At 70.2% G+C, this 22,714-nt stretch carries 22 protein-coding genes and 1 tRNA gene; 4 read left to right on the forward strand and 19 right to left on the reverse strand.

The genetic code is table 11. The features are described from left to right. Nucleotides 1–15: 15 nt before the first annotated feature. From AC2D9U_RS04180 to def, 12 genes are all read right to left on the reverse strand, one after another. On the reverse strand, nucleotides 16–1,908 hold the full coding sequence (locus tag AC2D9U_RS04180; protein ID WP_484746748.1) for a restriction endonuclease subunit S domain-containing protein: 1,893 nt from the start codon (nucleotides 1,906–1,908) through the stop codon (nucleotides 16–18). Beyond that, nucleotides 1,905–3,383 carry a class I SAM-dependent DNA methyltransferase gene (locus AC2D9U_RS04185; protein WP_484746749.1) on the reverse strand — a complete coding sequence of 493 codons (1,479 nt, stop codon included), beginning with the start codon at nucleotides 3,381–3,383 and terminating at the stop codon, nucleotides 1,905–1,907. The genes AC2D9U_RS04180 and AC2D9U_RS04185 overlap by 4 nt, the downstream gene beginning before the upstream one ends. Continuing rightward, on the reverse strand, nucleotides 3,380–3,928 hold the full coding sequence (locus AC2D9U_RS04190; protein WP_484746751.1) for a hypothetical protein: 549 nt from the start codon (nucleotides 3,926–3,928) through the stop codon (nucleotides 3,380–3,382). Before AC2D9U_RS04190 ends, AC2D9U_RS04185 begins: the two co-directional genes overlap by 4 nt. Next, nucleotides 3,928–7,488 (reverse strand): type I restriction-modification system endonuclease, encoded by a 3,561-nt coding sequence (gene hsdR / locus AC2D9U_RS04195; protein ID WP_484746752.1) that lies wholly within the window; start codon nucleotides 7,486–7,488, stop codon nucleotides 3,928–3,930. The genes AC2D9U_RS04190 and hsdR overlap by 1 nt, the downstream gene beginning before the upstream one ends. 257 nt (nucleotides 7,489–7,745) lie before the next feature. After that, a tRNA-Phe gene (locus AC2D9U_RS04200) sits at nucleotides 7,746–7,821 on the reverse strand. 247 nt (nucleotides 7,822–8,068) lie between these two features. Beyond that, nucleotides 8,069–8,251, reverse strand: coding sequence for a hypothetical protein (locus AC2D9U_RS04205; RefSeq protein WP_484746754.1), 183 nt, complete (start codon nucleotides 8,249–8,251; stop codon nucleotides 8,069–8,071). Between the two features lie 12 nt (nucleotides 8,252–8,263). Then, the gene (locus tag AC2D9U_RS04210; RefSeq protein ID WP_484746755.1) at nucleotides 8,264–9,712 is read right to left on the reverse strand and encodes a DEAD/DEAH box helicase; all 1,449 of its coding nucleotides are present in this window, start codon (nucleotides 9,710–9,712) and stop codon (nucleotides 8,264–8,266) included. Nucleotides 9,713–10,021: 309 nt separating this feature from the next. Continuing rightward, nucleotides 10,022–10,297, reverse strand: coding sequence for an acylphosphatase (locus AC2D9U_RS04215; protein WP_484746757.1), 276 nt, complete (start codon nucleotides 10,295–10,297; stop codon nucleotides 10,022–10,024). Further along, the gene (locus AC2D9U_RS04220; protein WP_484746758.1) at nucleotides 10,294–10,998 is read right to left on the reverse strand and encodes an ATP12 family chaperone protein; all 705 of its coding nucleotides are present in this window, start codon (nucleotides 10,996–10,998) and stop codon (nucleotides 10,294–10,296) included. The genes AC2D9U_RS04215 and AC2D9U_RS04220 overlap by 4 nt, the downstream gene beginning before the upstream one ends. Beyond that, entirely contained in the window at nucleotides 10,995–11,501 is a 507-nt protein-coding gene (locus AC2D9U_RS04225) for a hypothetical protein (RefSeq protein WP_484746759.1), read from the reverse strand. The genes AC2D9U_RS04220 and AC2D9U_RS04225 overlap by 4 nt, the downstream gene beginning before the upstream one ends. Nucleotides 11,502–11,644: 143 nt before the next feature. Beyond that, on the reverse strand, nucleotides 11,645–12,229 hold the full coding sequence (locus tag AC2D9U_RS04230) for a COQ9 family protein (RefSeq protein WP_484746761.1): 585 nt from the start codon (nucleotides 12,227–12,229) through the stop codon (nucleotides 11,645–11,647). Further along, complete coding sequence (def, locus tag AC2D9U_RS04235) at nucleotides 12,226–12,747, reverse strand: peptide deformylase (protein ID WP_484746763.1); 522 nt, start codon at nucleotides 12,745–12,747, stop codon at nucleotides 12,226–12,228. Before def ends, AC2D9U_RS04230 begins: the two co-directional genes overlap by 4 nt. A gap of 191 nt (nucleotides 12,748–12,938) precedes the next feature. Here def and rpsU point away from each other — a divergent pair, with 191 nt between their 5' ends. Beyond that, nucleotides 12,939–13,142 (forward strand): 30S ribosomal protein S21, encoded by a 204-nt coding sequence (rpsU, locus tag AC2D9U_RS04240; RefSeq protein WP_482000301.1) that lies wholly within the window; start codon nucleotides 12,939–12,941, stop codon nucleotides 13,140–13,142. Between the two features lie 205 nt (nucleotides 13,143–13,347). Here rpsU and AC2D9U_RS04245 read toward each other — a convergent pair whose 3' ends face one another. The 3 genes from AC2D9U_RS04245 to AC2D9U_RS04255 are packed head-to-tail and all read right to left on the reverse strand — an operon-like array spanning nucleotide 13,348 to nucleotide 16,315. After that, nucleotides 13,348–14,754 carry an NAD(P)(+) transhydrogenase (Re/Si-specific) subunit beta gene (locus tag AC2D9U_RS04245; RefSeq protein ID WP_484746764.1) on the reverse strand — a complete coding sequence of 469 codons (1,407 nt, stop codon included), beginning with the start codon at nucleotides 14,752–14,754 and terminating at the stop codon, nucleotides 13,348–13,350. 4 nt (nucleotides 14,755–14,758) lie between these two features. Beyond that, on the reverse strand, nucleotides 14,759–15,157 hold the full coding sequence (locus tag AC2D9U_RS04250) for a proton-translocating transhydrogenase family protein (protein ID WP_484746766.1): 399 nt from the start codon (nucleotides 15,155–15,157) through the stop codon (nucleotides 14,759–14,761). A 12-nt stretch (nucleotides 15,158–15,169) separates the two neighbouring features. Then, a complete protein-coding gene (locus AC2D9U_RS04255) occupies nucleotides 15,170–16,315 on the reverse strand; it encodes a Re/Si-specific NAD(P)(+) transhydrogenase subunit alpha (RefSeq protein WP_484746768.1) in 1,146 nt (381 codons plus the stop codon). 113 nt (nucleotides 16,316–16,428) lie between these two features. Between AC2D9U_RS04255 and AC2D9U_RS04260 the strand changes: the two genes are divergently transcribed. Next, nucleotides 16,429–17,199, forward strand: coding sequence for a DUF3891 family protein (locus AC2D9U_RS04260; RefSeq protein ID WP_484746770.1), 771 nt, complete (start codon nucleotides 16,429–16,431; stop codon nucleotides 17,197–17,199). A 6-nt stretch (nucleotides 17,200–17,205) separates the two neighbouring features. Continuing rightward, entirely contained in the window at nucleotides 17,206–18,060 is an 855-nt protein-coding gene (locus AC2D9U_RS04265; protein ID WP_484746772.1) for a class I SAM-dependent methyltransferase, read from the forward strand. 10 nt (nucleotides 18,061–18,070) lie between these two features. Here the strand turns inward: AC2D9U_RS04265 and AC2D9U_RS04270 are convergent, their stop codons facing one another. The 3 genes from AC2D9U_RS04270 to AC2D9U_RS04280 are packed head-to-tail and all read right to left on the reverse strand — an operon-like array spanning nucleotide 18,071 to nucleotide 20,794. Further along, a complete protein-coding gene (locus tag AC2D9U_RS04270; protein ID WP_484746774.1) occupies nucleotides 18,071–19,048 on the reverse strand; it encodes a tripartite tricarboxylate transporter substrate-binding protein in 978 nt (325 codons plus the stop codon). A 20-nt stretch (nucleotides 19,049–19,068) separates the two neighbouring features. Next, nucleotides 19,069–19,938, reverse strand: a complete 870-nt coding sequence (locus AC2D9U_RS04275) for a substrate-binding domain-containing protein (RefSeq protein WP_484746776.1) — start codon at nucleotides 19,936–19,938, stop codon at nucleotides 19,069–19,071. After that, entirely contained in the window at nucleotides 19,931–20,794 is an 864-nt protein-coding gene (locus AC2D9U_RS04280; protein ID WP_484746778.1) for an amidohydrolase family protein, read from the reverse strand. Before AC2D9U_RS04280 ends, AC2D9U_RS04275 begins: the two co-directional genes overlap by 8 nt. Before the next feature lie 94 nt (nucleotides 20,795–20,888). On the opposite strand from AC2D9U_RS04280, the gene AC2D9U_RS04285 reads away from it, so the two are divergent. Then, nucleotides 20,889–21,713: an IclR family transcriptional regulator gene (locus AC2D9U_RS04285; protein WP_484746779.1), complete on the forward strand. Its 825-nt coding sequence runs from the start codon at nucleotides 20,889–20,891 to the stop codon at nucleotides 21,711–21,713. Here AC2D9U_RS04285 and AC2D9U_RS04290 read toward each other — a convergent pair. Then, the gene (locus tag AC2D9U_RS04290) at nucleotides 21,674–22,708 is read right to left on the reverse strand and encodes a beta/alpha barrel domain-containing protein (protein WP_484746781.1); all 1,035 of its coding nucleotides are present in this window, start codon (nucleotides 22,706–22,708) and stop codon (nucleotides 21,674–21,676) included. The genes AC2D9U_RS04285 and AC2D9U_RS04290 overlap by 40 nt on opposite strands. Nucleotides 22,709–22,714 lie beyond the last annotated feature (6 nt).

Below are 22,714 nucleotides of genomic sequence, written 5' to 3' on the forward strand. Positions count from 1 at the left end.
GGGTGGGGCGGCCATTCAGATGCGCCTCAGCATGCGGCCATCGCGTTCCAGGCGGTCCTGGCGGATCAGGGTGCGGATGGTGGCTTCGGCGGCGTCGGTGATGGCGGGGCCGGTGCGGCGGAAGCCGAGCCAGCGGGCGAAGGCCTGGATGGCCTCGTCCTGGTCGGTCCAGGCGCGGCCACCGAGGGCGGCGAGGAAGAGGGTCTGCAATTCCTCCCGTTCATAGTCGCCGATGCCGCGGGTCAGCAGGCGAAGTACATCGCCGGTGTTTTCCAGGATGCGGCGGCGGACGGCCATGATCAGGGCGCCGTGCATGCGTTCCTCGATCTTGGCGCCGAGGCGGCGATGGCCGAGGGCCTGGGCGAGGTCGCGCATCGCCCGGTCCCGAGACCGGGCGATGCCATCGGCGAAGAGGGCGCGGATGGCGCAGGCGATGTCGGTCTCGTCCACCGCCATCGGCGGGGGCGGTGCGGGTAAGGCGCTGGGGGCGGCCGCAGGGCGGCTGGGGCCGGTCGGCGCTGCCTGTGGCGGCGGTGGCGCGGCCGAGGGCGCGGCGGGGCTGGGCGGGCTTGCCGCGGCCTGCCGTGGTGGGCGGCCCCGGCCAGCGGGCCTGGAGGTGGCGGGCTGGGACTGAGCGCGGGCCAGGGTGATGGCGGCGGGTTCGTCGCTGGGGTTCTGGGGTACGAGTTCGCCGCGGAAGGCGCGGGTCAGGATACTGCGTTCCAGGTGGTCGAGCAGGGCAAGGGCGCGTGCGGCTTCGCGGCCCATGACGCCAACACCTTGGTAAGCGTGGTCAATACTGCGAACGGCCGCTCGCTGCTCATCAAGACTTGGAACAGGAACATGGATCGCAGCAATATCGGACCCACGCACTGACGGCACCGCAGTGGCCACCGCTAGTGGAGACAAGTCGATTGTCAGCATAAAGCGATGCAGGAAATCTGGATCGATCACTCCCTGCTTCGGCACCAAAGCCATGCAGTTGTTGTCGATCAGCATCGCGCACGATGTGATCGCGCGACGATTAAGGCGAAGGCCTTCACCAATCTTCGCAAAGACAGTAGATTTTTCTGGGACAGGTCGGATTCGAAGAGTTCGAAGATCGCCAGCATCGAGATAGTTGCTGGCTCGATTGAGTACCCCACCAGACTCAGCAACCGCCAACGATATGTCGCGCACTTTCGCGAATGGGAAATCCCCCGACGCTTTTCCCTGCCACTCCTTCGGAAATCCGTACCCAGAAGCAAGATCGGCGACGGCGTCGATCCGAAGTTGCCGCGCCTCTGTAGCGAACGCTTTGAATAACACCTTCTCGCGATAACGCTTGGCTAGCGGCGCGATGCGGAGAAGGTCGGCGCGGGCTTGGCGGGTGCGCGCGAACAGAGCCTCGATCCGCGCCACGATCCGGCGCTGCTCGGCGAGTGGGGGAACCGCCAGGAGAAAGCGCTTTAGGTTGCCTCCGGATACTCGTTGCCGCGTGGTCCCGCTTGCCAGCGCCGCCAACTCGTTGCGGACGGGGGGGCTATTGATGATGTGCATCAGCCAGCGCGGGTCAGCCGCGCGCGTTCCGGGTCGCCAAACGCACACATCAACGGCTGTCACCGCCATCTGGGCTAATCCCGGAAAGACACAGGCCCTGCCAAGGGGGTCAGGCATCCGCGCGATCAGCACATCGCCAGCTTGGAGGTAGGTGCAGCGCAGGCGGGCGGCCGCCGCTTCAGTGAGGAAGCGCGACGAGCGATCGAGGAATATGCCGTCACCAATGTCGGCCAACTGAATTAACCGAACGCCGCCTGAAGGATCCTGATCCTTGCTCTCGATCCAGTCGCCGTCGGTCATCAACCCGTCGTCACCAGCGAGTTGCTCGATGGTGAGTGTTGCCCACCCCGGCGGCAGTTCCTCACTCACTCCGCAGCCTCCGCGCGCGCGCCATCGGACGCGAACTCACCGGCCAGCGCCTCGACCTCCACCATCGCCCGCGCCAGATGGGTGCGGATGGCTTCCAGGATGTCCTCCGGTTCCTCCAGCGCCTCTTCCGCCGCCTCGTCGCTCGCGCGCAGCCAGGCGATGTCCAGATTCTCGCCGCGGGCCGTGATCTCCTCCCGCGTGAAGCGCCGGAACCTGCCCTCCGCGCCTTCATCCTGGCGCGCGGCAGTGCCGTTCGGGTCCGCGCCATAGGCAGCCTCAAACGGGGCAAAATCCTCCACGCGGAGGGGGCGCGTCTTGCCATAGGCGGGCTGGCCGGCGCGCAGATCATAGACCCAGACGGCGTTTGTGTTGCCCCGCGGCGCCGTGCCGCGGCGCAGGAACACCACATTGGTCTTCACCCCCTGGGCGTAGAAGATGCCGGTCGGCAGGCGCAGGATGGTGTGCAGATCCGCCACCTCCATCATCCAGCGCCGCAATTCCCGCCCCACCCCATCGGCGAAGAGCACATTGTCCGGCAGCACGATGCCGGCGCGGCCGCCCGGCTTCAGGGACCGGACGATGTGTTCCACGAAGGCCAATTGCTTGTTGGAGGTGTCGGCGGTGATGGTGAAATCGCTGCGCACCGGACGCCCGCCGCCCTTCTTGGTGCCGAAGGGCGGGTTGGACAGGATCAGGTCCGCCTGGCCCAGCGCCTCCCCATCCGGCCCCAGCGCATCGCCGCCGCGCACGCCATCGGGCTCGATGCCGTGCAGCAGCAGGTTCATCATCAGCAGGCGGTGCGTGCCGGGCACCAGTTCCAGGCCGCGGAAGGCCTGGCGGCGCTGGAACTCCTGCTGCGGCTGCGGCAGGGCGAAGAGGTCATCGCTGCGCGCCTTCACATAGGCATCGGCGGCGACGAGGAAGCCGCCCGTCCCGGCGGCGGGGTCCTGCACCACCTCCCCGGGCTGGGGTTGCAGCAGGCGCACCATGCAGTCGATCAGCGCGCGCGGCGTGAAGTACTGGCCGGCGCCGGATTTCTTCTCGTTCGCGTTCTTCTCCAGCAGACCTTCATAGAGGTCGCCGAGGCCTTCCTCCTTCGCTGAATACCAGTCGAGCTTATCCAGCGCGCCGACGAGTTCGCGCAGGTTGGTGGGCTTGCGAAGGCTGGTCTGGGCGTTGTCGAAGATGGTGCGGATGCCCGCATGGCCAGAGGTACCGAGCTTCAGCAGCGTGGCGCGGTAATGCGTCAGCAGCGCATCCCCTTCCCGCGCCGTCAGGCCAGCCCAGCGGCAATCCGCCGGCACCAGCGCCTCCCGCCCCGTCTCGGCGAGCATCTTGAGGAAGAGCAGGTAGGTGAGTTCGGTGACGTAGTCCTGATAGGTGATGCCGTCATCGCGCAGGATGTTGCACAGGCCCCAAAGGCGCTGGACGAGGTTGGAGGTGACAGCGCCGCGCTGGGCGGTGGTCGTGTTCATGCACGCACTTCCTCGATGTCACGTTCCGCCCGTTCGGCGACCCGCATAGCATCCACCGAGTTCGCAATGCCGGTCATCTCCCAGATGAATTCGTTGGCGACCCAGGTGCCGAAGCTGACCATCTTGGCGTGAGTCAGCGTCAGAGAATCCTTGCCCCACGGGATGACGAATCCCATCAAGACCGGGAGCCCTTGGGTTTCGGTGAGGCGGTTGAGGGGCTTCACCGATCGGCCATCACCATGGGCAACGCCATTGCGTATCGCGACCAGCACATCCGCGACGCTCTTGGTGGGCGGTGCGCCATTGATGGCTGGTAGATCGAAGCCGGTGAAGGGGGTGCGGTCCATCCGCTTCAGGAAACGTTGCGCTGCCAGATCCTGATCGGTGTGGCCTTCGCAGCGCATACGCTGCACGACCCAGCAGATAAGCGTCGAGAAGGCGGCAAAGGCCAAAGTGACCTCATGCTGATGGCGCGGACTGTCGCGCAGCGTGTCTCGCAGGCGGGCGATTACGGCCCATTCGACATGATCCTCGGTGATCTGCATCAGGCGGCCTTCCAGACTTCCTCGTTGATGTCGCCGAGCAGCGACGCAAGCTGCCCGCCGAAGACGGTGTTGAGGCGCTTCATGCCGCCGTTCTGGCCGAAGAGTCCTTCGTCGAGAAGGGCGGGGTCGGCGACCCCCATCTCCTTCACCAGCCCGCCCAGGCGATCGAGCCATTGGCGCTGCGGCGCCGTCCAGGCCTGCCGGGCGCGCAGCCGCGCCATCGCCCGGTCCACCCGCACCGGCCAGGGTTCCAGCGCATCGCCCAGCGCGGCCTGACGGACGAAGCCGATCAGGCCGGCGGCGATGTCCTGGTTGGTGGAGTCACGCCACGCGGTTCGGAGCGCGACCTCCGTGAATTGCTGCGCCTGGAGGGCCATCGCGAGTTCCTTCAGCGCGGCACGCGTCATCTCCCGCGGGCGGGTCAGGACGGTGTTGAGGGCCGCGAGGGTGTTGCCGTTCTCCCGCAGGAAGGTGGCGAAGGCGGAGAGGTAGTCCTGCGGCCGGCCGGCGGCGCCATAGCCGATGGTCGTGCTGTGATGGCTGTCGGCGTGGGTGGACACGGCGATGGGGATCGGGCGCCCGCCTTCCGGGTTCCAGTCGAGGATCGGGCCGAGGCTGGGGCGGGCCTTGACCCACGCGGCCAGGTCTTCGGGCGTGGCCGCCTGGGCGCGAATCAGGGTTGCGGCGGGGGTCTCGCCGGTAGCGTTCTCCCAGGCCTCGGCGGTTTGCGGGGACAGCTTGCCGATGCGGCGGCGCAGGCGGACCAGCAATTGGTCCCGCACGGCAGCACGGAAGGCTGGGTCCGTCGCCTCGGCAAGTTCGGCGAGCAGCTGCTCGAAAGAGAGGCTGGGGCTGACCACCACGGGCTTCATCTCGGTGAAGGCCTGGATGGCATCGTACTGGCGGACGGCGTCGAAGACACGGAAGGTCTCCTTGCCGATGGCCGGGCATTGGCGCGTGGCACGGCCGATCATCTGGTCATAGAGGATGCGGCTGTTGACGCGGCGCAGGAACACCAGGTTGACGATGGAGGGCACGTCCACGCCGGTCGTCAGCAGGTCCACCGTGACGGCCACCGTGGGCAGCGCGTCATTGCGGAAGCGCCGGATCATCAGGCCGGGCTTGTCGATGCTGCCGGTGATCTTGGCCACCGCCCCGTCATCGATGGCGCCATAGGTCTTGGCGAAAGCCTTCTTGAGCGCCGCCACGACGATGTCCGCATGCGCATCCGAGGCCGCGAAGACCAGCGTCTTGCCGGGAAGGCTTGGGTCGATGTGCTGAGCGAGTTCCTCGGCCACGACGCGGTTGAATTCCGCGGTGATGACGCGGCGATTGAAGCTCTCCACCTCGAAATCAACATCGTCGGGCGCGGTGGTCAGGTCGATCGTCTGGGTCAGGGGATCGAGGAGGGGAAGTTCCTCGCCGCGCTTGAAGTGGATGCCGGCCTGGGAAAGGGCCGTCTCGATCCGGATCGGCGGTTCCTGGTCGATCAGGAAGCCGTCGATCACCGCCTCCCGCAGGCCATAGGTGAAGACGGGGCGGCCGAAGATTTCGGTGGTGTGAAGCGCGGGCGTGGCGGTCAGGCCGATCTTCACCGCGTCGAAATGCTCGAGGACCCGGCGGTATTTGGAGACGTAGTCGGCCTCGCTGCGGAAGCCGAGTTCGGCGTCGCCCAGCTCGCGGTCGAGCGTGTAGCCGCGGTGGCACTCATCGACGACGATCAGGTCGTAGAGGTCCACCGATGGCACATCCTCCGGCGCCTCGGCGTAGAGGATGCGCTTGACCAGGGATTGGATGGTGCAGATGTGCACCTTGGTGGCCTCGTCCGGCGCGACCTCGTTGAGACCCTTCAGGCCGAAGGTATCGGCGAAGGTGTTGGCGCCAACGACGCGGGTGGTGCGGAACTCGCCGCCGGCCTGGTCGCCGAGCGAGGTGCGGTCAACCACGAAGCAGACCCGCCGGAAGCGGCGCGTGGCAAGCAGGCGGTAGAGCATGGCGATCGCCAGCTTGGTCTTGCCGGTGCCGGTCGCCATGGCGAGCAGCAGCGTCCGGCAGCGGTCATCGGCCAGGCTGCGCTCCACCGCTTCGATCGCACGGCGCTGGTAGGGGCGCAGGTCAAAGCCGAAGTCGAAGGGCTTCTCCGCCAGTTCCGCCTGCGCCTTCGGCTGGTCCTGGCCGAGCAGGGCAAGCAGGCCCTCGGGCGTGTACCAGTCCAGCAGGGCGCGGCGATGGTTGGTGGGCGCGCGGGCGTCGCGGAACCAGATGCCGGACTGGGTCTCGATCTGCTTCAGGTAGCCGCGGCCGTTGGTGGCAAAGAGAAAGGGCACGCGGTAGGGCGCGGGGCTGGCAGCGCCGCTCTCGGCCGGCCAGGGGCCACCGGCGGGGACCGTGAAGGCTGCATCCCCAGTGATGCCGCGGGCGTAGCGCCCGGCCTGGTCGATCGCAGCGGAGACGTTCTTCCGCTTGCGCTTGGCCTCGACGACGCCGACGCAGGTGGTGCCGATGAAGAAGGCATAGTCGGCAGGGCCGCTGGCGGTGGGCCATTCGGCGATCGCCATGTTGCGGCCCTTCGCCGGTCGCGTGCCGGCAGCGTGGCGTAGGGCTTGGCTGTCGGCCTCCCAGCCCAGGGCGCGAAGGCGCATGTCGATGATGGCCCGGGTCGCCGCTTCATCGAGGTCGATGCCGACCGCGGCTTCTTCGGCGGCGGTCTTCGTCTGCGCCTGCTCGGCATTGGACGCCCCATCCGCGGCGGCCTGTAGGGCCGCTAGGCGATCAGCCAAGGCAGCCTGGGCGGCTTCGGTCTCGGCTGCGTAGCGTTCCCAGAAGGCGCGGTCCATGGCAGCCGACGCGGCCTTGGCTTCGGCTTCCGCCGCCCGCCGCTCGGCGGCGGTCAGCTTGGCATCATGCTCGGCACGCAAACGCTCGATTTCGGCTTGTAGGGCGGGCGTGGGATCGGCAGGCGGGGCCGGCGGCATGAATGGACCCGCCTTGAAACTGCGATCGCCGAAGGTTCTGTGGAACCAGATACCCAGCGTCCGTGCGATCTTCAGCGCGTTGAGCGCGCCGGCGTGATCCCCCGTGTGTTCGTGGACGGCGTCGTTTCCGAATCGGCGGAGGTTGTGAAATAGGTCCAGGACCTCCTTCGGGTAGCCGGCTTCGGTCCGTAGGCGCCGGAGCAGGTCCGCCTGGGGCTCCTCGCGCGAAGTGAATACGCCGGCCCGAGCCGCGACCTGCTGGGCGAGCAGCTCGCCGAACTGGCGAAGCTTGATGAGGGCCGTGCCAGGATCGTCGGAGAAGTACCTCTCGGCCAAGCTGGCCACGCGAACGAGGACCCCATCGTAGCGGGCCAGAAAGGCGAAGTTTGGCGTCTCCGGTAGCGCGGTACGGGGCGCGTTCATGGCCGAAACATTAAGCGCAACGGGCTGCGAGAATACAAGCGGCCCACTCTCAGATTCGAAACGAATAGAGAGAGCGCAGGTGTCGGTTCGCCCGCTTTGGACCGCATATCGCGTGTCGGCCCACCGCCAGCAAACAGGCGCCGGCGCTGTGGCGGAGATCAAGACCTCTCAGATGGCAGGCTCTGTGGGGCAAGTTCGCCAATGCGATGGGCGACTACCCTACCGGCTCAGCCCGTTCCGATAGAGGCCCACCGCAATCAGGCCAGACATCATCCGAAGGCAGGCGAGGGGGCCACCCTGATTATGGTGGACCTGAAGCCCACGCACTGCGGGCTATGTGCCAGCGATCGCCGGGTGTGGGGGCTATCGTGGGGGCCAGCAAGAATGCTGGAGAAATCATCAATGAAAACAATAGGAAGTGGTGCCCAGGGGCGGAATCGAACCACCGACACTGCGATTTTCAGTCGCATGCTCTACCAACTGAGCTACCTGGGCCCAAGCCACGGCGCCGGTGAAGCGGCGCCGCGTGGTGAGGAGGCGGGAGATAGCGGAAGGGCCTGGGGCTGTCCAGACGGGGGCCGGCACAAACCATCCGGAGATCGCGGTCGACCCTGAAGGGTTCGGTCGAGCGAGGCACCGGCAGGCCCGGCGCCCGGCCGGATCCGCCGGATCCCCTGGGCAGCTTCCGATCAGAGAGACTCATCCGATCGGAATTCGCGCTCCGGAAGCAAGGAATCGTGCCCTAAGGCCCGTCCTCCTCCACCTCCCAGCCCAGCGCCAGATACCGGGCGAGGATGGCTTCGTGCTGGTCGTCCTTGTGCGACTCCAGCACCTCTTCCTCCTCGTCCAGCACCTCCGTGCCGGCGGCGGTGGTGACGATCACGATCGTCGCCACCTCCCCCTTCATCAGCACCGTCTCGCGCACGCCAGGACGGGCCTAGCGCTTGCGGAGGAAGGCCGGCGCCGAGCCGGCGTCCCGGAAGTCGCCATCGCGCCAGGCGCGGTCGCGCTCGCCACCGGCCGGGCGGCGCACCGGGGCGTCGCCGCCGCGGGCCGCGGGAATCGCGGCCACGCGCGGGGCCTCGCTGCGCTCGCGCGCCGGCTGCGCCGGGCGGGCGCCGCCACCGCCGCCCCCGCGACGCTGCTGCTGGCCGCCGCGGCCGCGATTCGCCCCACCACCCGCCGGCTTGCCGGCGGGCTTGATGGCGTCGGGCCGGCCCGTGGTGCGGTGCATCGGCACGCTCACATCCAGCCGCTCATCGGTCACGGGAATGGCGAGGCGGATCAGCTTCTCCACCTGCCACAGCTTCTCCCGCTCATCGGGCGCGCACATCGCGATCGCGATGCCGCTGGCCCCGGCGCGGGCCGTGCGGCCGATGCGGTGCACATAGGCCTCGGGCGTGTCGGGCATCTCGTACTGGATGACATGCGTCACGCCATCCACGTCGATGCCGCGCGCGGCGATGTCGGTGGCGACCAGCACGGGGGCGCGGCCCGACTTGAAGTCGGCCAGCGCGCGCTCCCGCTGCCCCTGGCTCTTGTTGCCATGGATGGCGTTGGCGGAGATGCCATCGGTCTCCAGGTTCTTCACCACCTTGTCCGCACCGTGCTTGGTGCGCGTGAAGACAAGGGCGCGGCCCACGCCCTCCCCGCGCAGCAGCTCGGCGAGCTTGCCGCGCTTGCGGCCCTGCTCGATGTAGATCAGGCGCTGCGCCACGCGCTCGGCCGTGGTGGCCACGGGGGCGACCTCGACGCGCACGGGCTCCTTCAGGATCTCGCCGGCGAGCTTCGCCACTTCGGCGGGCATGGTGGCCGAGAAGAACATGGTGTGCCGCGGCTTGGGCAGCTTGGGCAGGATGCGGCGGATGGCGGGCCAGAAGCCCTTGTCGAGCATCTGGTCGGCCTCATCCAGCACCAGCGCCTGCACCATGTCGAGCCGCGCGGTGCCCTCATCCATGTGGTCCTGCAGGCGGCCGGGCGTGGCGACGAGGATGTCGATGCCATTGGCCAGGGCGCGGCGCTGCGGGCCATGCGGCACGCCACCGAAGATCACGGAGACGGTCAGCCCCATGTGCCGGCCATAGGCCTTCAGGCTGTCGGCGATCTGGCTGGCCAGTTCGCGCGTGGGCGAGAGGATCAGCGCGCGGCAGCCGCCCCGCGGCGGGCGGCCCTTCGATTCGTTGAGCAGATGCAGCAGCGGCAGGCCGAAGGCGGCGGTCTTGCCGGTGCCGGTCTGGGCGATGCCCAGGATGTCCCGGCCCTTGAGCGCGTGCGGGATGGCGTCGCGCTGGATCGGGGTGGGGGTGGTGTAGCCTTCCTCGGTCAGCGCCTGCAGCAACAGGGGCGACAGGCCAAGCGCGGCGAAGGTCACGGTTTCGGTCGTCATGAAAGGTGCAATATCCAGGTATCCGCCCGACGATGCGCGGGCGGTTGAGGGCGGTGGGCCTGCCCGCGTGACGGGGAAGGCCCGATGTTGTCCGCAGAGCCGCGATCCTGCCGGAAAAGGTGGGATCCGCGCGGCTGCACCCCGGTCCGGGAATTCCTGCGTCGGGACCATCCAGTCTTTGGACAGCGACGCCAAACCCGCTCACGCGGCCGGGGCGCGGCGGGCCAAGAACCCGCCGACCGGGCCCAGATAGGACAGAATCACGAACCGAACAAGGAATTTCGGCGGTGCAGCATGAAACGGTCTGTGTCAGCCCGTCGGCAGGCGCCGGAAACCGGGCTCCGCCGGCGCCTCGGCCGGGACGTGCTCGAGCCGCGTGACATGCGCCGCGGGCGGGCCGTGCCGGCAGGCCGTGATGAAGATGTCGAGCGCCAGGGCGGGGCCGGCCGCCAGGACCTCAACGCTGCCATCGGGGCGGTTGCGGACATGGCCGCTGAGGCCGAGCCGCTCCGCCTGCCGGCGCGCCCAGTCGCGATAGCCCACGCCCTGCACCCGGCCCTCGATGCGGATGAGCCGCGCGCTCATCCCCGCAGCAGGGCGAAGAGCCGCCCGGCGAGGGCCACGTCGGCGGCCGCGGCGTCGCGCCGCGCCGTGGCATCGGCATCCGCGCCCCAGAACTCGGCCTGGAAATCCTCTTCCAGCACGGAGAGCCGCAGCGCCTCCGCCGCCGGCAGGCGCCCCTGCGCCAGGGCAAGGCCAAGCACCAGGCTGCCCAGCGCCGGCACCGCCACGCCAAGCGCCGCGAGTTCGAGCGGGCCGTGCCGCGCCACGGCGGCCCGCAGCGCCGCCAGGGCCGAGGCCGGCTGGGACACGGGCATGATGCCGGTCGTGACCATCAGCGGCGCATCGAGGTCCTGCGCCGCCCAGCGCAGCCAGGGGTCCCACCCCTCCCCTTGCCGGGCGGCGAGGCGGCGATCCTCGGCGCGGTAGCAGAGCAGGTCCGTCTCGCCATAGCGGGCGAGGGCCGCGATGGTCCCGGCCGGGTCGGGGGCGATCCGCTCGGCCGCGGTGCCGACCAGGCGGGTCAGCGGCACATCCTCGGGGCGCATGGTGCCGCCCTTGGCCCCGCCCGCCTGCTGCCATTCGGCAGCGATGGCCTCGGCCAAGGCGGGCTGATCCACGCGTAGCGGCCCGCCGCCCGGCAGGCGCACCGGGCGCCCATCGAGCAGGATGCCGAAGCCGCCCGCTGTGGAGGCGGCTTCAGCCGCCTCCCAGAAGCGCTTCACCGACGATTGGCGCTGCGCGCCGGCGCGGCGGCCGGGCGATCGGGGCAGACCGGGGATTCGACCGGGTTCAGCACGTTGCGCTCGATCACGAGGTCGGCGAGTTCGGCCGCGGTGCGCTTGGCCATCGCCGCCTGGAAGAGCGGCGTGATGTTCGGGCAGAAATGGCTGCCCTGGCGGATGCCGTCCTGCGAATGCGCGTTGGCCAGCTGGGTGATGTACTGGTCGAGGTTGCGCTGCCCATTGGCGCCGCCACGGCGGTAATGCGCCTGGATCGTGTTGTAGGACCCGGCCAGGTCGCTCTGGAACTTGCGGACGAAGGCGTTGTAGGCGTTGTCCTGGTTGCAGGAGAGGGCCGCGACCATCAGCTGGCTCTGCAGCGCGCGGACCTCGAAGGCCACGTGCTCGGAAGGCTGCACGCAGGATTGCGCGATGGCGGGGCCGGCGATGGCCACGGCGCAGAGCGAGGCGACGGTCAGCCGGAACTTGGAAAGGCGCGAGGCCATGGTGGATCTCTCCCCTGGGCGCTGCCGCGGCGGCGCCGATGTGACGTTGCAGCGCCAGAACCCCCCTGGGTCCGGCGCACCCCTGCCCATCGGATAGGCGGTCCGCCCGCGTCGGGGCAAGGGGCGATTCGCGGCTTTCGCGGTCACGCTGCCTTGGGCGAGGCGGGCTTGCGGCGCTGCATCTTCGCCAGATCGGCCAGGCGCCGGTCCAGGAAGGCGGCGGTGCGGGGGAAGCCTTCCTCATGGTCCTGCAGCCAGAAAGCGAGCGTCGCGCCATAGACCCCGGCCAGCGTCGCGCGCCGCGTGTACCAGGAGAAATCGGCCGAGGTGTCGCCCGCCGCGGCCCAGATCGCATCCGCCGTGCGGGCCACGGTGCGCAGCGCCGAAGACACATTCCAGGGCAAGGATTGGTGGCCGAGTGCCAGGCGGATCGCCTCGCGGTGCGGTTCCGCCTGGGTCAGGCGCAGCAGGATCAGCCGGCGGATGCGCGCGGGGATCCTGAGCGCGGAGAGGTCGCCCGCCGCCTCCTCCATCCGCCGGTCGGCCAGGTCGCACCAGACCTCGATAGCCTCCACCGGGCCGCGCGGGAACAGCCATTCCTGCTCCAGCGGGTCCTGGCCCAGGTCGCGCAGCCCGGCGGCCAGGGCGGCGCGGGTCCAGCCCAGGGCGGGCACATGGGCCAGGGCGGCCTCGACCGCCGAATCGCGTTCCGCGCTGCGCTCGATCACGACTTGCTCTCCTGGTGGCGGACCATGGCGGCCGCGCGTTGCAGATCCTCGGTGAAGCCGAAGAGGGAAAGGTCGGGCATGCGCATCGGGTAGAGCACGCCGTCCAGATGGTCGGCCTCATGCTGCATCACCCGCGCGGCGAGGCCCGTGGCCTCCCCCTCGAAGGCCTTGCCCTGGATGTCGAGGCCGCGGAAGCCGATTCGCGTGGCGCGCGGCACGCACCCGCGCAGGCCGGGGATGGAAAGGCACCCCTCCCACCCCTCCTCGCTCTCGGGGCCCAGCGGCTCGATCTCCGGGTTGATGATGGCGAGGATGTTGCCCGCGCCCCCGCGCCAGACGAAAAGCCGGAGGCTGGCATGGACCTGCGGCGCGGCGAGGCCGAGGCCCGAGGCATCCTCCATGGTCTCGGCCATGTCGGCGACGAGCTGGCGGATCTCGGGGGCGGTCGGGTCGTCCACGGGGCTGGCCGCGCGGATCAGGACGGGGTGGCCCATGCGGGCGATCTTCAGGATGGCCATGTGGTCGTGCGGATCCGCTGCTGACCGCCCTTAAGTAATGCGTTCCGCGGCGCGCGGGAGGGCCTTTCGCATCACCCGGAAGCCATGCTATGGCTCCGCCCCTCGCAGCGGCAGAGTCGGGCAACCGGCGCGCGTCGCTGCACGCCCATTGCCCAGACCATCCCTCAGCCCGAACCAGGAGGTTCCACCGCGTGCAGGTCGTCGTCCGCGACAATAACATCGATCAGGCCCTCAAGGCCCTGAAGAAGAAGCTTCAGCGCGAGGGTGTGTTCCGCGAAATGAAGCTCCGCCGCCACTACGAGAAGCCGTCCGAGCGCCGCGCCCGCGAGGGTGCCGAGGCCGTTCGCCGCGCCCGCAAGGTGGAGCGCAAGCGCCTGGAGCGCGAGGGCTTCTGAAGCCCGTTGCCCCCCGCCGGCACGGCGAGGGGCCTCGACGAAGATCCGGATAGGCCGCGCCGCGGGGTTGCCCCCCGTGCAGCGCGGCTTTCTGCGTTTGCGCCGCGCCAGGTCGGGGAAGCCCCGGCCATGCATCCCCTTCCCGCCTGAAACGAAAACGGGGGCCCGAAGGCCCCCGTTCCCAGCCCGGCGCTGAAAGCGCGGGTTACTTCTGCAGGCTCTGGACGATCTGCTGCGTCACCTTCTTCGCGTCGCCGAACAGCATCATCGTGTTCGGGCGGAAGAACAGCTCGTTCTCCACGCCGGCATAGCCGCTGGCCATGCCGCGCTTGACGAAGAACACGGTCTTGGCGCGCTCCACATCCAGGATCGGCATGCCATAGATGGCCGACGACTTGTCGGTCTTGGCGGCCGGGTTCGTCACGTCGTTCGCGCCGATCACATAGGCCACGTCGGCATCGGCGAACTCCGCGTTGATCTCCTCCAGCTCATGCACCTCGTCATAGGGCACGTTCGCCTCGGCCAGCAGCACGTTCATGTGGCCGGGCATGCGCCCCGCGACGGGGTGGATGGCGTAGGAGATCTCCGCCCCTTCCTTCTTGAGCAGGTCGGCCATCTCGCGCACCACCTGCTGCGCCTGCGCCACCGCCATGCCGTAGCCCGGCACGATGATGATCTTCTGCGCGTTCTTCATGATGTAGGCGGCGTCCTCCGGCGAGCCGGCCTTCACCGGCGCGCGGTCAGCCGCGGCACCGCCGGCGGCGGCCGCGCCGCTCTCGGAGCCGAAGCCGCCCAGCAGCACGTTGATGATGCTGCGGTTCATGCCCTTGCACATGATGTAGGACAGGATGGCACCCGAGGCACCGACCAGCGCGCCCGTGACCACCAGCAGCAAATTGCCGATGGTGAAGCCGATGCCCGCCGCCGCCCAGCCGGAATAGCTGTTCAGCATCGAGACAACGACCGGCATGTCCGCACCGCCGATCGGGATGATCAGCAGGAAGCCCAGCACGAAGGACAGGATGGCGATCAGCCAGAACAGCACCGGCGAGCCGGTGATGACGAAGAGGATCACCAGCAGCAGCAGCAGCGCGCCGAGGCCCGCATTCAGCATGTGCTGGCCCTTGAAGATGATCGGCGCGCCCGACATGCGCCCGTCCAGCTTCGCGAAGGCGATGACCGAGCCCGAGAAGGTGATGGCGCCGATGGCGAGGCCGAGCGACATCTCGATCAGCGAGGCCGCCTTGATCGCCCCCGGCACGCCGATGCCGAAGCTGGCCGGCGCGTAGAAGGCCGCCGCCGCCACGAAGACCGCCGCCATGCCGACCAGCGAGTGGAAGGCCGCGACAAGCTGCGGCAGCGAGGTCATCTGGATGCGCTGCGCCAGGATCGTGCCGATGGTCCCGCCGATGGCGAGGCCCGCGAGCACGATGGCGATGCCGCCGAAGCCCATGCCCGGCTTGAGCAGCGTCGCCGCGATGGCGATGCCCATGCCGACCATGCCGTAGAGGTTGCCCTGGCGGCTGGTCTCGGGGTTGGACAGGCCGCGAAGGGCCAGGATGAACAGGACCGAGGCGACCAGATAGGCCAGCGTCGAGAGGGTCTGTGCCATCGCCTCAGCTCCCCTTCTTCTTGAACATGGCGAGCATGCGCCGCGTCACCATGAAGCCGCCGAAGATGTTCACGGCGGCGAGTGTCACGGCAAGGAAGCCGAAGATCTTGGCGGCGATGCTGTCCGACAGGCCGGTCGCCAGGATGGCACCCACCACGATCACCGAGGAGATCGCGTTGGTGACGCCCATCAGCGGCGAGTGCAGCGCCGGGGTCACGTTCCACACCACGTAATAGCCCACGAAGCAGGCCATCAGGAAAATGGTGAGGAGGTAGAGGAAGGGCTCGGCGGCGGCGGCCACGGGGGCCGCGGCCATCACCAGGCCGCGGGCGGAATCCGCCAGCATCGCCGCGCGGTCGGCCAGCGCGGCAGCCTCATTGGCGATTTGCTGTGGGGTGCTCATGGCGGGCTCTCCTCAGGCGGCCAGCGAGGGATGAACGACGGCGCCGCCGCGGGTCACGGCGACACCCTTCACGATGTCGTCTTCCGGGTTCAGCACGGGCTTCTTGCCTTCCTTGTCCCAGAAGGTGCTCAGGAAGGTCAGCAGGTTGCGGGCATAGAGGGCGGAGGACGCGCCGGCGATGCGGCCCGGCCAGTTGCGGAAGCCCAGCACCTTCACGCCATTCTCGGTGACGACCATCTCGCCCGGCACGGTCACGGCGACGTTGCCGCCCGCATCGGCGGCGATGTCCACGATCACGGAGCCCGCCTTCATCGAGGCCACCATCGGCGCCGTCACCAGCGTCGGCGCCTTGCGGCCCTGCACCAGCGCGGTGCAGACCACGATGTCCTGCTTGGCGATATGCGCGGCCACGACCTCGGCCTGCTTGGCGTAGAAATTGGCGGAGAGCTGCTTGGCGTAGCCGCCCGCGGTCTGCGCCGCCTTGCTCTCCTCATCCTCGTAGCCGACGAAGGTCGCGCCGAGCGACTTGATCTCCTCCTTCGCCGCAGGGCGCACATCGGTGGCGGAAACCCGCCCGCCGAGGCGCCGTGCGGTGGCGATGGCCTGCAGACCGGCCACGCCCGCGCCCATGACGAAGACATTGGCGGCGGGGATGGTGCCGGCCGCCGTCATCAGCATCGGGAAGCCGCGGTCGAAGGTGGCCGCCGCCTCGATCACCGCGCGGTAGCCCGCGAGGTTCGCCTGGGAGGAGAGCACGTCCATCGACTGCGCGCGGGTGATGCGCGGCAGCAATTCCATGGCGCAGGCATCGATGCCGGCCGCCGCATAGGCCTCGGCCGCCGCGCGGTCCGCCGCCAGGGTGGCGATCAGCAGGGCGCCGCGGGGAATGAGCGACAGCTCATCCACCTCGCCCTCCCCGGCCGCGAGCGGCGCGCGCACCTTGAGCACCAGCGCCGCCCCGGCCAGGGCCGTGGCCGCATCGGCGACGATGCTGGCGCCCGCCTCGGCATAGAGGCTGTCCGGCAGGCCCGAGGCCAGGCCAGAACCGGTCTCCACCGCGACGGTGCAGCCCATGCCAATCAGTTTCTTCGCGGTTTCCGGCGTCGCGGCCACCCGCGTTTCGCCACCCCGCCGTTCGCGCAAGACCGCAACGCGCATGAAATAGACCCCCATTCGAGGCTGAAGCCGGCGCCATATGACTGCGCTGATCCCATCTGGCAAGGATGCCATCCGGCGTTCATCTTCACCGGTCCGCGCGAAAGAGGCCCCCGATGCTGTTCCGAGACCTGCCCGACGGTTCCTGGCTGGCCGTGAGCCAACCCATGCACGCCCTGGTCTCGGGCCAGATGCTGCGGGCCTGGGGCGCGCCCGGCTTCGCCCTGCCCGACCCGCTGGAGGATGTCGCCACCGCCTGCGCGCAGCACGATGTCGCCTGGATGGGCTGGGAGGCCGCGCCGAGCTTCGACCCCGCCACGGGCCGGCCGCATGTGTTCCGCGCCGTGGGCGCCCGGTACCACGCCCCCATGTGGGCCGAGGGGGTGGAGCGTGCCCTGGCCAGCTGGGGACCGCTGGTAGGGCTGTTGGTCAGCCGCCATGGCAGCCTGATCTATTCGCACTATGACGACCGCCACCAGGACCACCCGGAGGATGGCCCCGCCGCGCGCCACTACCGCGAAAGCCAGGCGGTGAAGCAGGCCGGGCTGATCGCCGCCCTCGGCCTGCCGATGCGCCAGGTCGAGACCGCCTCGGCCTTGGTCGCGGTGACGGATGCGCTGAGCCTCGCCGTCTGCGGCGGCATCGTCACCATGGGGGGCATTGGCCGGGCGCCGCGCGCCGACGGCACGCTGGCGGAGCTTGCCCTGGCCGAGCGCGAGGGCGAGCTGGCCATCGCCCCCTGGCCCTTCCGCCTGCCCCGCGTCGAGCTGAGCTGGCGCGCGCGGCACTTCGCCCCGGGCACGCGCTGGGCCGATGCGGCGGCGATGCGCGCCGGGCTCGCCGCCGCGCCGGACCGTCGCTGCACCGCCACGCTGGTGCCGGGCTGAGGCATCGTGGCGGGGCTGCATGACCTGGTCACCCGGCTGCGCGCCAGCGGCTCCGGCGCGCGGCGGGCCTGGGTGAACCGCCTGATGTATGAGGTCATCTACGCCCTGCCCCCGGTCGCGCGCGGCGGTTTCTTCAATGGCGGCTTCCACCCGCCCGCCCCCGGCGCCATCGCCGCGCCGGGGCTGGAGGCGGCGGTGGAACAGGCCGCCATGTATGATTTCGCGCTGCGTGCGCTGCCCCTGGAGGTCGCACCCGAGGCCGCCGAAAGGCCGGTCGGCAGCCTGCTTGACATCGGCTGCGGCGCCGGGGGCGGGCTGCTCTACGCGGCGGCCGCCTTCCCCGGCGCGCGGCTCGCCGGGCTCGACGCCTCGGGCTCGGCGATCCGCCACGCCCGGCGCTGGCTGCGCGCCCTCGCCCCCGAATTGCGGCGCGGCTCGGCGGACCGCCTGCCCTTCGCCCCGGCCCGCTTCGACCGCGTGGTGAGCATCGGCACGCTCAACTACGTGGATCACCACGCCCTGATGGCCGAGGCCGCGCGCGTGCTGGCCCCGGGCGGGCTGCTGAGCCTGACGGGCGGGTCCACCGACACGCCCATCGGCTGGACACGCCAGCGCCTGGATCGGGCAGCGATCCGGCAGGGGCTGGTGCCGCGCGGCTTCCGCAACATCACCGAGCCCTGCTTCGCCGCCTTCACCCGCCAGGCGCCGCGCAACGCCGCGCTGGCCGCGCGCCTGCCCTGGTTCCTGCGCGAGAGCGCGCGCGAATGGGCGGTGCTGCCCGGCAGCCAGCGCCACGCCCAGTATCTGGAAGGGCGCAAGCGCGAATTCGCCGCCGTTTACGAAAAGCCCCTGCCCGGCTGAGCTACGCCCCTCAGTCCGGCCGGATGCGCCCGTCGCGCACCACCTGCGCCCAGCGGCGCAGCTCATTGTGGATCGTCGCCTCGAATTCGGGTTGCGGCCCGCCCGTGGCGACCATGCCCTGCGCCTGGATGGCGGCCTGCGTCTCGGGCCGGGCCAGCCAGGCGTTCAGACCGGTGTTGATGCGCGCCACCAGTTCCGCCGGCAGGCCGGCCGGGCCGTAGAGGCCGTAGATGATGGTGTTCGTCGCCGCCGGATAGCCGGATTCCGCCAGGGTCGGCACCGCCGGCAGATCGGGCAGCCGGTTGGCGGAGGTCACGGCCAGCACGCGGATCTGTCCCTCCCGCGCCAGGGGCAGCGCCACCGCCACGGGCAGCACCATCGCCGCAATGCGCCGGCCGAGCAGGTCCTGCAGCGCCGGTGCCGTGCCGCGATAGGGGATGTGATTCAGCTCGATCCCCGCCGCGAGCATGAACAGCGCCATGCTCATATGCGGCGCCGTGCCATTGCCCGGCGAGCCGTAGTCGAGATCGCCCGGCCGCGCCTTGGCCAGCGCCACGAAGGCCGCGAGGTCCGCCGCCGGCAGATCCGGCCGCACCGCCAGCACCGAATTGCCATCCGCGATGTGGATGATCGGGATGAAGTTGCGCACCGGATCATAGGGCAGGTTGGCGATCAGCGGCGGGCTCATCACGAAATTGGCGCCCTGCATCAGCAGCATCCGCCCATCAGGCTGCGCCCGCGCCACCGCGCCGGTGCCGATCACGCCCGAGGCGCCGGTGCGGTTCTCCACCACCACGGCCTGGGCGAGGATCTCGCTCAGCGTCGGCGCCAGCAGCCGCGCCAGCGTGTCCTGCGCCGTGCTCGGCGTGACCGGCACGATCAGCGAGACCGGCCCGTTCGGCAGCCGCGCCGGCTGCGCCAAGGCGGGGCCGGCGAGCAGCGCGGCGGCACTGCCGAGCAGGAAGCGGCGGGTGAGATCCTGGGTCATGGTCTTCCTCCCTCGGCGTTTCACGCGAGGCCCAGCGCCCGCGCCGGCGCGAAGACCTCGGCGGGGTCGAGGCGGCGCGGCAGCAGGCCCTGGGCGTGGCAGGTCTCGAGCAGATGCGCGAGGGAATGGGCCATCGCCGCCTCCCCCATCGGCAGCAGGTCCGGGTTCGCCGCCGGCTTGGCGGCAATGAGTTCGGCGACCAGCGCGCGCAGTTGCGGCGCCTGCGTCGTGGCGACATCGGCGCGCGCGACCAGCACATGGTTGATGGGCACCACGCCCGTGCGGGCGAACCAGGCCCGCGCGGCCTGCTCGGGCGCGTCGAAGACGGGCGCGAAGATCGGGTCGTCGGGCAGGTCGTTGCCGAGGATGGCGGCGTCGATCTCGCCCGCCGCGAGCAGCGCGGGCAGCTTCGCACTCTCCGCCACGCGGGTGACGAAGGGCGGGTCCGCATATTCGGCGACATGCGCGCCTTCCTGCGTGAACCAGCGCGAGTCCGACGCGGCGAGGCCCACCGCCTCTGCCAGCAGGGCGCGGATCCACATGCCCGTCGTCTGGGTATAGGCACGCACGCCGATCCGCTGGCCCGCCAGCGCCGCCGGCGTGATCTCCGGCCGATCGGCGCGGCGGATGATGCAGCGATGCTGGAAGCGCGCCGCGATGGTCACCGGCAGCAGCACGATCGGCTTGCCATAGGCCAGCGCCTGCAGCGCGGTGACGATGGCCATCTCCGCCACGTCGTAGCGCTGCTCCCGCGCCATCGGCGCGAAGGCGCGGTGGATGGGCGAGACGGCGGGGAAATCGATGGCGGTGCCATCGGCCAGCGCCCCCGCTTCGCGCAGCGGGCGCACCATCGGATGGTCGCCGATGGCGAGGCTGAGGCGCCTATCCATGGAAAGGGGCGAGCCCCGGATAGACGCGCCGCGCCGTGCCGCCGAGGATCTCGGCCCGGTCGGCGGCGTTCAGGTGATCCAGCGCGTGCAGGCTGCGGCTGAGCAATTCCTGCAGCGTCCCTTCGGCGGCGGGGAAGTTGGACCCCCACATGATCCGCTGCGCGCCGAATCGCCGCAGCAGCACCTCAAGCAGCGCGGCGGAGGAAGAGGCACCGACCTCCGACAGATCCAGGGCGCGCGTGGTCAGCTTGAGGATCACCTGCGGATGGTCCGCGAGGCTCCATAGCGGGGCCGCATTGGCATAGGGCGGGCCATCGGAGAGGTCGGGTCGCGCCAGATGGTCGAGCAGCATGGTCACGCGCGGGAATCGCGACATCACCTCGCGCAGCAGCGGGATGCCCTTCGCCGTCATCTGCAGACAGACCGGCAGGCCAAGCTCCTGCGCCAGCGCCCAGGCGGGGAAGGAGCGCGGGTCATCCAGCCAGGTCTGCTGCCCCGGCATGGTCGTGCCCGTGGTGAACAGCCGGAAGCCCGCGAAGCCGCGCCCATGCCAGTGGCGGATTCGCTCGCAGGCACCAGGGGCGAGGACATCGACCGAGAAGACGCCCGCGAAACGGCCCGGATGCGCGGCGATCGCCTCCGCCGCGTAGCTGTTGTCATGGCCATAGGCGGTGGAGGCCTGCACGACGATGGCGCGGTGCACCCCGGCCGCATCCATCGCCGCGACCAGCGCCACATGCGGTGTGGGGCGTTCCGCCGACCAGTCCGACTGCTTGCCGCCCAGCGGCGCCATCGGATGCGCCACGCGGTCGGGCGAGATGACGTGGGTGTGGGTGTCGATGATCTCGGTCGTCATTGGAGTCTCCCTGCCCTCCTTCTGCCATCGCGCGCGCGCCCGCGCCACCGCGCACGCCGTTTCCCCTGATGCGCGTTCGCGCTAAGCCTTGCGCATGCAGGACGATCACGACACAGCGCCGGAAGGCACCGCCGCCGTGCGCTCCGTGCTCATGGCGGTGCGGGTGCTGGAAGCCCTGGCCCTGGCGGGCGGGCCCATGCGCCTCGCCGATCTCGCGCGCGGGCTCGATGAGCCGAAGGGGCGCGTGCATCGCCACCTGGTCACGCTGCGCCAGGCCGGGCTGGTGGCGCAGGAGGAAGCAACGGAGCGCTATCACCTCACCTGGCGGATGTTCCAGATCGGCCAGGCGGCGGGCGAGCAATTCGACCTCAAGCGCCTCGCGGAACCCGCGCTGCACCGGCTGCGCGACGCGGTGGGGCAATCCGTGCTGCTCGCCGTACCGACCGGCGCGGAGCCGCTGGTGGTGCATGCGCTGGAGGCGCCGAACAAGGTCTCCATCACCGTGCAGCCCGGCAACCGCCCGGCCGCGCATTGCTCGGCACAGGGGCGCGTGATGCTGGCCTTCGCGCCGGAGGAGAGCGTGGCCCGGCTGCTCGCCGGCAAGCTGGAAGCGCCCACGCCCGCCTCGCTGACCGACCCGGCGGCGATCCGCGCGCGGCTTGCCTTGGTGCGCGAGCGGCTGTGGGAGGGCGCGCCCTCGGAATCGCTGCTCGGCGTGAATGTGCTGGCCGCGCCGATCTTCGCCACGGGCGATGTGCTGGTGGGTTCGATCGGCGTGGTGGGGTCGGTGCAATTCGTCACCGACCCGCCACCGCCCGCCATGCTGGCCGCGCTGCAGGAAGAGGCCGCGGGGCTCAGCGCACGGCTCGGCAGCCAGCGTTACGAACGCGACTCCGGCGGCACGAAGTCGCGCCAATAGCCCGGCCGGTCGGGCTGCGCGCCATAGGCCAGCTGCCGGTCGGCGGCGAGGCCGATGAGGTCCTGCGCCGTCCCACCCGTGCGAAGCAGGTAGGCCTCGATCTCCGCCACGGCGTCCGTCGCGCGCACGAAGCCGCCCGCCATGATGGCGCTGGTCATCTCCACCGCCGAGGCGCCGGCCAGCAGGAAGCGCACGACATCGAGCCCCGTGCGCGCGCCATTGGTGCCGAGCAGCGGGAAGTCCCGCCCCAGCTTCTTGCGCGACTGCGCGAGCCAGCGGCAGGTCAGCGCCAGGGACCACGGCCCGCCGATGGCGCCCGCCGTGCCGAGCATCGGTGCTCGGGTTTCGATATCGGGCACGAGCGCCATGAAGCGGCCCATGACGATCACCGCATCGGCGCCGCCATCGCGCGCCGCGGCGGCGAGGCTCGCGACATCCTCGCTCTGCCCGGTCAGCTTGATCCAGAGCGGGATGGTGACGGCCGCGCGCAGCCGCGCCGTGATCTCGCGCACGCGATGCGCGGCGCGTTCCTGGATGATCGCCCCCGCCACGGCCTCATCGCCATGCGGCGCGCCGATGTTGAGTTCCAGCACGCGGATGCCGGCATCCTGCATCTGGCGCGCGAGGTCGCAGGCGATGTCGAGACTGGCGAGGATGATCGAGCCGATCACATAGCGCCCGCTCGCCGCCGCCTCGCGGTCCAGCCGTGCGACCACCTCGATCCAATCCGCGCTCGGCGCCTGGTGCAGGCCGGAGCGGCCGAAGACCATCGCATCCGCGGGCGGGTCGAAATCCCAGGGGATCGGGTTCCAGCGGCTGTCGAGCAGCACATGGTCGGAGCCGTCGAGCTGGCGCTTCGCGGCCTCGCTCTCATTGATCGACTTCGCCACCACCGCGCCGGCGCCCGAGGCGAGCGCCGCCCGCAGCGCGCCTTCGGTCATCACATGGTCGCCCGAGCCGATGATGACCGGGTTGGGCAGCGTGATGCCGCCCACACGGAT

This window comes from Roseomonas sp. TF40, assembly GCF_057219975.1.

Coding starts and splice junctions, on each gene's coding strand:
- AC2D9U_RS04185 (WP_484746749.1), bottom strand. CDS start 3,383: ATGAACACGACCACCGCCCAGCGCGGCGCTGTCACCTCCAACCTCGTC.
- AC2D9U_RS04190 (WP_484746751.1), bottom strand. CDS start 3,928: ATGCAGATCACCGAGGATCATGTCGAATGGGCCGTAATCGCCCGCCTG.
- AC2D9U_RS04210 (WP_484746755.1), bottom strand. CDS start 9,712: ATGACGACCGAAACCGTGACCTTCGCCGCGCTTGGCCTGTCGCCCCTG.
- AC2D9U_RS04215 (WP_484746757.1), bottom strand. CDS start 10,297: ATGAGCGCGCGGCTCATCCGCATCGAGGGCCGGGTGCAGGGCGTGGGC.
- AC2D9U_RS04225 (WP_484746759.1), bottom strand. CDS start 11,501: ATGGCCTCGCGCCTTTCCAAGTTCCGGCTGACCGTCGCCTCGCTCTGC.
- def (WP_484746763.1), bottom strand. CDS start 12,747: ATGGCCATCCTGAAGATCGCCCGCATGGGCCACCCCGTCCTGATCCGC.
- AC2D9U_RS04245 (WP_484746764.1), bottom strand. CDS start 14,754: ATGGCACAGACCCTCTCGACGCTGGCCTATCTGGTCGCCTCGGTCCTG.
- AC2D9U_RS04250 (WP_484746766.1), bottom strand. CDS start 15,157: ATGAGCACCCCACAGCAAATCGCCAATGAGGCTGCCGCGCTGGCCGAC.
- AC2D9U_RS04255 (WP_484746768.1), bottom strand. CDS start 16,315: ATGCGCGTTGCGGTCTTGCGCGAACGGCGGGGTGGCGAAACGCGGGTG.
- AC2D9U_RS04260 (WP_484746770.1), top strand. CDS start 16,429: ATGCTGTTCCGAGACCTGCCCGACGGTTCCTGGCTGGCCGTGAGCCAA.
- AC2D9U_RS04270 (WP_484746774.1), bottom strand. CDS start 19,048: ATGACCCAGGATCTCACCCGCCGCTTCCTGCTCGGCAGTGCCGCCGCG.
- AC2D9U_RS04275 (WP_484746776.1), bottom strand. CDS start 19,938: ATGGATAGGCGCCTCAGCCTCGCCATCGGCGACCATCCGATGGTGCGC.
- AC2D9U_RS04280 (WP_484746778.1), bottom strand. CDS start 20,794: ATGACGACCGAGATCATCGACACCCACACCCACGTCATCTCGCCCGAC.
- AC2D9U_RS04285 (WP_484746779.1), top strand. CDS start 20,889: ATGCAGGACGATCACGACACAGCGCCGGAAGGCACCGCCGCCGTGCGC.